This is a genomic window from Rhodosalinus sp., from assembly GCF_041685465.1.
GTDB lineage: Bacteria > Pseudomonadota > Alphaproteobacteria > Rhodobacterales > Rhodobacteraceae > Rhodosalinus.
Window position 1 is genome coordinate 1 of sequence record NZ_JAWLFS010000207.1, and the last position, 5,456, is coordinate 5,456.

The 5,456-nt window shown below is 72.4% G+C and carries 5 protein-coding genes and 1 pseudogene; 4 read left to right on the forward strand and 2 right to left on the reverse strand.

From position 1 onward, the window contains the following. Positions 1-559: 559 nt before the first annotated feature. A pseudogene (locus ACESL7_RS12465) lies at positions 560-717 on the forward strand (IS5/IS1182 family transposase); the annotation flags it as partial. 409 nt (positions 718-1,126) lie between these two features. Here ACESL7_RS12465 and truA read toward each other — a convergent pair. Then, positions 1,127-1,894 (reverse strand): tRNA pseudouridine(38-40) synthase TruA, encoded by a 768-nt coding sequence (gene truA, locus ACESL7_RS12470; protein ID WP_372893641.1) that lies wholly within the window; start codon positions 1,892-1,894, stop codon positions 1,127-1,129. Between the two features lie 126 nt (positions 1,895-2,020). Between truA and ACESL7_RS12475 the strand changes: the two genes are divergently transcribed. The 3 genes from ACESL7_RS12475 to ACESL7_RS12485 are packed head-to-tail and all read left to right on the forward strand — an operon-like array spanning position 2,021 to position 4,874. Next, on the forward strand, positions 2,021-3,421 hold the full coding sequence (locus tag ACESL7_RS12475) for a YcjX family GTP-binding protein (protein ID WP_372893642.1): 1,401 nt from the start codon (positions 2,021-2,023) through the stop codon (positions 3,419-3,421). Beyond that, a complete protein-coding gene (locus ACESL7_RS12480) occupies positions 3,418-3,879 on the forward strand; it encodes a GNAT family N-acetyltransferase (protein ID WP_372893643.1) in 462 nt (153 codons plus the stop codon). Before ACESL7_RS12475 ends, ACESL7_RS12480 begins: the two co-directional genes overlap by 4 nt. Continuing rightward, positions 3,876-4,874, forward strand: coding sequence for a YcjF family protein (locus ACESL7_RS12485; RefSeq protein WP_372893644.1), 999 nt, complete (start codon positions 3,876-3,878; stop codon positions 4,872-4,874). Before ACESL7_RS12480 ends, ACESL7_RS12485 begins: the two co-directional genes overlap by 4 nt. Positions 4,875-4,984: 110 nt before the next feature. On the opposite strand, the gene ACESL7_RS12490 is transcribed toward ACESL7_RS12485, so the two are convergent. Beyond that, positions 4,985-5,456: transposase (locus tag ACESL7_RS12490; protein WP_372893645.1), on the reverse strand; the 472-nt coding region annotated here is incomplete at its 5' end.

Below are 5,456 nucleotides of genomic sequence, written 5' to 3' on the forward strand. Positions count from 1 at the left end.
ATGCCACATCGGCACGTCCTTGCATCGTGCGCCCATTGCAGGCGGGGTCACGGATAGCAAGTCGTGCAGGCTGGAAAAAGCTCAAAAGATGGCGGGACGCTGCCGTAGCACGCCGCTGAAAAAGGATTTCGAAGAGCGTTTCCCGTCGACTTCGTCGATGCAGGATACGGGCCCTGGTCGTAAGCTCAACGAGAACGCCAAAAGATCCTCTGAACTACCGCTTCGGCTTCGCGGCTTGCGGGTCACGGTCGTTCTGACGTCGGACCTCGCGCGTTGGCACGCGCGGTTTCGACGTATCTGCCAGCCCGAATGGCCGGGATCGGCGTTGGAGGGCAGACTCCACCTCACTGCCCAAGAACCAGTCCTCACTGCCGAAGAACCAGTCGGTGCCCGTCTTCGTCGATGACATCCCGGGGTCGCGCGGCCCGGCCGCGTTCTTCGTCGAGGAGGGCGCGTCGATGCTGTTCGCGGGCTCTCTCGAACGCATGGCGTTCGCCCCTTACGCTCCACCAGCGTGCCCGAGCGCAGCGCGAGTCCCGGCGCGGCGAGGTGGCGGTTCCGGTACGACAAGCGGCGATACAAGCGCCGCAACCGCATCGAGATCATGTTCGGCGGCCTGAGGGACTGGCGCCGGATCGCCACCCGCCTCACGACCGCTGCCCGAAGGTCTTCCTGTCTGCCATCGCGCTGGCCGCAGCCGTGATCTTCTGGCTTTGACGGTCAATGAGCCTGCAGCCCAAGGCTCCACGCGGTATGCGACTTCTGATGGCCGGACGGAAACCGGGACAGCCGCGCCGCGCATGCCCGGGAAACTGCTGCATCATCGCGAATGAGATGCATCACGCTATTGACGGGGTCGCGGTTCCTGCTTTCGGCATGGCGAGGCGTTTTCGCGAACTGTCGAGGACGAATACCCCTTTCCAAGCGAATTGCATTTGACCGGGAGCGAGTTACTCGTCATCGCCTTTGTGTCCGCGCTCTGCGGCCCGACGTCATGCGCCGGGAAGGCCGCCCGCCGTCCGGAAGAGCGCGTTTTCAGAGGCGTCCTCAAGCTCAAGCAGGCCGGCCCCTCGCACGCCGTGGTCACGGGCAGGCGGTCTCGACAAGGCGTGCAGGCCCGCGCGGCTCAGGCGAAGGGGTCCACCGGGTAGCGCACCTCTGCGAGATAGAGACCCTGCGGCGGCGCGACGGGGCCGCAGCGGGCTCGGTCGCGCGCGGCGAGCGCGGCGCGCACGTCCTCCGGCGCCCATGCGCCTGCGCCGACGCGTTCCAGCGTGCCGGCGATCGAGCGGACCTGGTTGTGCAGGAAGGAGCGCGCCCGCGCGCGCAGCCAGAGCTCCGGCCCCCAGAGGCCCGCCACCTCCTCGACCTCAAGCGCGTCGAGCGTCTTGACCGGGCTCTTCGCCTGGCAGAGCGCGGCGCGGAAGGTTGTGAAGTCGTGCCGTCCGACGAGATGCGCCGCCGCGGCGCGCATCGCGCCCGCGTCGAGCGCGCGCGGCACCTGCCAGACGAGGCCCGCGGCATGGGTGGCCGGCGCCCGGCGCATCAGGATGCGGAAAAGATAGCGCCGCTCCACCGCCGAGAAGCGCGCGTGCCAGTCGCCCGCAACCCGCGCGCAGGCGACCACGGCGACAGGGTGCGGTTTCAGGTGGTGGTTGAGCGCCTCCGACAGGCGGAACGGGTCCCAGTCGCGCGCCATCTCCGCCTGCGCCACCTGCCCCAGCGCATGCACGCCCGCGTCCGTCCGCCCCGCGGCGGCGACGGCGAAGGGGCCGGGCTCCAGCCGGGCGAGCGCGTCCTCGAGCGCGCCCTGCACGGTGGCGAGGCCGGATTGCCGCTGCCAGCCGGCGAAGGGGCCGCCGTGATACTCGATCTTCAGCGCGTAGCGGGGCATGGGTCGGCCGCATAGCGGGGGCACGGGCGCGCGGCAAGGCCCGCCTCTGGCCCCACCTCTGGCCCCGCCTCTGGCGTCGCGCGGCGCCGGTGCCTATCTTGGCGGCGCCACAAGGAGGGCCGCGCAGTGGTGATTGGCACGCTCGCCGACGAGCTGACCCGAGGGGTCGGCCGGGTCGGGGACACGATCGGCGAAGCGTTCCAGCCGGTGATCCGCCTCGGCGTCACCGGCCTGTCGCGGGCGGGCAAGACCGTGTTCATCACCTCGCTGGTGGCGAACCTGCTGGACCGGGGGCGGATGCCGGGCCTGATCGCCGCCGCCGAGGGCCGGATCGAGGCCGCCTACCTGCAGCCGCAGCCCGACGACGCGGTGCCGCGCTTCGACTACGAGCGCCACCTCGCCGCGCTCACCGCCGCCGCGCCGCACTGGCCCGAGGGCACGCGCGCGATCAGCCAGCTGCGCCTCTCGCTCCGGGTGCGGCCCACCGGGCTCCTCGCCGGGCTCTCGGGGCCGCGGATCGTGCATCTCGACATCGTGGACTACCCGGGCGAATGGCTGCTCGATCTGGGCCTGATGGACATGGACTACGCCGACTGGGCCGAGGCCGTGCTGGCCCGCCTGGCGGCACGCCCCGAGCCGGAGGCGGCGGCCTACCTCGCCGCCGCGCGGGCCGCGCAGGGCACGCGCGACTGGGGCGAGCCCGAGGCGCAGGCGCTCGCCGCGCGCTATACCGAGGCGCTCGCCGCGATGCGCGCCGGCGGGCTATCGGACACCTCGCCGGGACGCTTCCTGATGCCGGGCGAGCTGGCGGGCTCGCCCGCGCTGACCTTCGCGCCCCTCCCGCGGGAGGCCGACGCACCCCGCCGCGGGCTCTGGCGCGAGATGGCGCGACGGTTCGAAGCCTACAAGGCGCGCGTCGTGCGCCCCTTCTTCCGCGACCACTTCGCCCGGATCGACCGGCAGGTGGTGCTCGTGGACGCGCTTGACGCGGTGGCGCACGGACCGGCGGCGCTGGCCGATCTGTCGCGCACGATGTCGGACATCCTCGGCGCCTTCCGGCCGGGGACCAACAGCGTCCTCTCGCAGCTTCTGCGCGGGCGGCGGGTGGAGCGCATCCTCTTCGCCGCGACCAAGGCGGATCACCTGCACCACACGCAGCACCCGCGCCTCGCCGCGCTGATGGAGGCGCTCCTGCGCCAGGCGCGCGACCGCGCGCAATACGCCGGCGCGGAGACGCGGGCCATGGCCATCGCAAGCCTGCGCGCGACCACCGAGGAGACGCGCGAGCACGATGGCGCGCGGCGTGACCTGGTGCGCGGGCGGCTCACCGACGGGCGGCAGGTGGCCGTCTCGCCCGGCGCGCTGCCGGAGGATCCCGCGCAGCTCCTGGGCGCGATGGACTGGCAGGCCGGCGACTACGACGCGCCGCGCTTCGCCCCCGCGCCGCTGACGCTGCGCCCCGGCGAAGGGCCGCCGCACATCCGGCTCGACCGGGCGGCACAGTTCCTGATCGGGGACCGGCTGTGAGCGCGGCGACGCTTGCCCTGCGCCGCGCCGCGCCGCTCGACGCCGGCGCGGTGGGGGCGATCCTGCACGACTTCGCGCGGACCACGCCCTGGATACCCTGCCTGATGAGCGGGGCGGAGACGGTGGCGCATTGCGGCCGGATGATCGACCGCGGCTGGGTCACGGTGGCCGAGGAGGGCGGCGCGGTGCAGGGCTTCCTCGCACGGGAGGGGCATTTCATCCACGCGCTCTACGTCGCCGAGGGCGCGACGGGGCGGGGCGTGGGCCGCGCGCTCCTCGATCGGGCCAAGGCGGAGAGCCCGGCGCTGAGCCTGCGCACCTTCGCCGCCAACGGGGCCGCGCTCCGTTTCTACCGTCGCGCGGGGTTCCGGATCATGTCCGAGGGCGACGGGCGCGACAACGACGAGGGCCTGCCGGACCTGCGCCTCGACTGGCACCGGGAGGGTTACGCCCCATGAGCGACCGGCAAGGCCCCGTGGTGATCGAGATCGGAGACGACGCGCAGGCCTCCCCCGCCGAGGCGCCGCCGGTGCCCGAGCCGGAGGCGCCGGAGGGCCGGGCCATGCAGCGCGCCGCCGCGCTTGCGGCCGCGCGGCCCTCGCGCCTCGCGCGGTGGTTCTGGGGGCTCGCGGCTGCCCTGCTGGCCGCCGTGCTCTCCGTCACGGCATGGGATTTCGCCACCGGCCTCATGGACCGGCAACCGATCCTCGGCTGGGGCGTGACGGTGCTTTTCGCCGCCTTCGTCGTGGTGCTGCTCGCCATCGCGGTGAAGGAGGTCGCGGCCTTCTCGCGGCTCGCGCGGATCGACGCGCTGCACCGCGCGGCGGACACCGCGCATGCCGAGGCCGATCTGGAGGGCGCACGCCGTCTGGTGGCGCAGCTGGAGGCGCTCTACGCCGGGCGGGCCGAGGCGGAGTGGGGCCGCCGGCGCCTCGCCGAGCGCAAGGGGGAACAGTTCGACGCCGAGGCGCTCCTCGGCCTGGCCGAGCGCGAACTTCTCGCGCCGCTCGACGCCCGTGCGCGGGCGGAGGTGGAGGCCGCGGCGCGGCAGGTGGCGGCGGTCACGGCGCTGGTGCCGCTTGCGCTCGCCGATGTCGTGGGGGCGCTCACCGCGAATATCCGCATGATCCGCCGCATCGCCGAGATCTACGGCGGACGCTCCGGCACGCTCGGCAGCCTGCGGCTCCTGCGTGCGGTCTTCACGCATCTGGTGGCCACCGGCGCGGTCGCGGTGGGCGACGACCTGATCCACTCGGTCGCGGGCGGGAGCCTGCTGTCGCGGGTCTCGCGCCGCTTCGGGGAGGGGATCGTCAACGGCGCGCTCACCGCGCGCGTCGGCGTCGCCGCGATGGAGGTCTGCCGCCCCCTGCCCTTCCGCGCGGTGCCCGCGCCGAGCGTCTCGCGCCTTGTCCACCGGGCGCTCACCGGGCTCTTCGGCAAGGGGGCGGAGTGAGGGGCGGGGGGCGGATCGACAAGCGCCTTTTCGATCTCGCAGAAGCGGCTTATCTTCATGCTGACAGACATGGAGAGGAGCTATGCCCGATTCTGGGTGACGCGGCCTGATCAGGCGGCGCGGGTTTCGGTGTCGCGGGCGGCGACTCCGTCGGTGAATGTGACGCCTTCGATGACCCGTGGCAACTGGTTCGCGCCCTTCAGGCGGCGCCATGTCTTTGCGGCGGCCTGAACGAGCCTGAAGACCATGAGCTTCGCGGTCTTCTGCGAGAGCGCGCCCTTGGTCCGGACGGTCCGATGCCGAACTGTGGCGAAGACGCTCTCGATGGGGTTGCCCGTGCGGAGGTGGTCCCAGTGGTCGGCAGGGAAGTCGTAGAACGCCAGCAGCGCCTCGCGGTCCTTGGTCAGGCAGGTCACGGCCTTGTCGTACTTGGCGCCATATTTCTCTGCGAAGGTATCCAGGGCGGCCTCGGCGGCCGCGCGCGTCTCGGCCTGCCAGATCTCCCGGAGGTCGGCCTTCACCGCCGGGTGCATGGATTTCGGGAACTTGTTCAACACGTTGGCGGTCTTGTGGACCCAGCAG

Coding starts and splice junctions, on each gene's coding strand:
- truA (WP_372893641.1), bottom strand. CDS start 1,894: ATGCCCCGCTACGCGCTGAAGATCGAGTATCACGGCGGCCCCTTCGCC.
- ACESL7_RS12485 (WP_372893644.1), top strand. CDS start 3,876: ATGAGCGACCGGCAAGGCCCCGTGGTGATCGAGATCGGAGACGACGCG.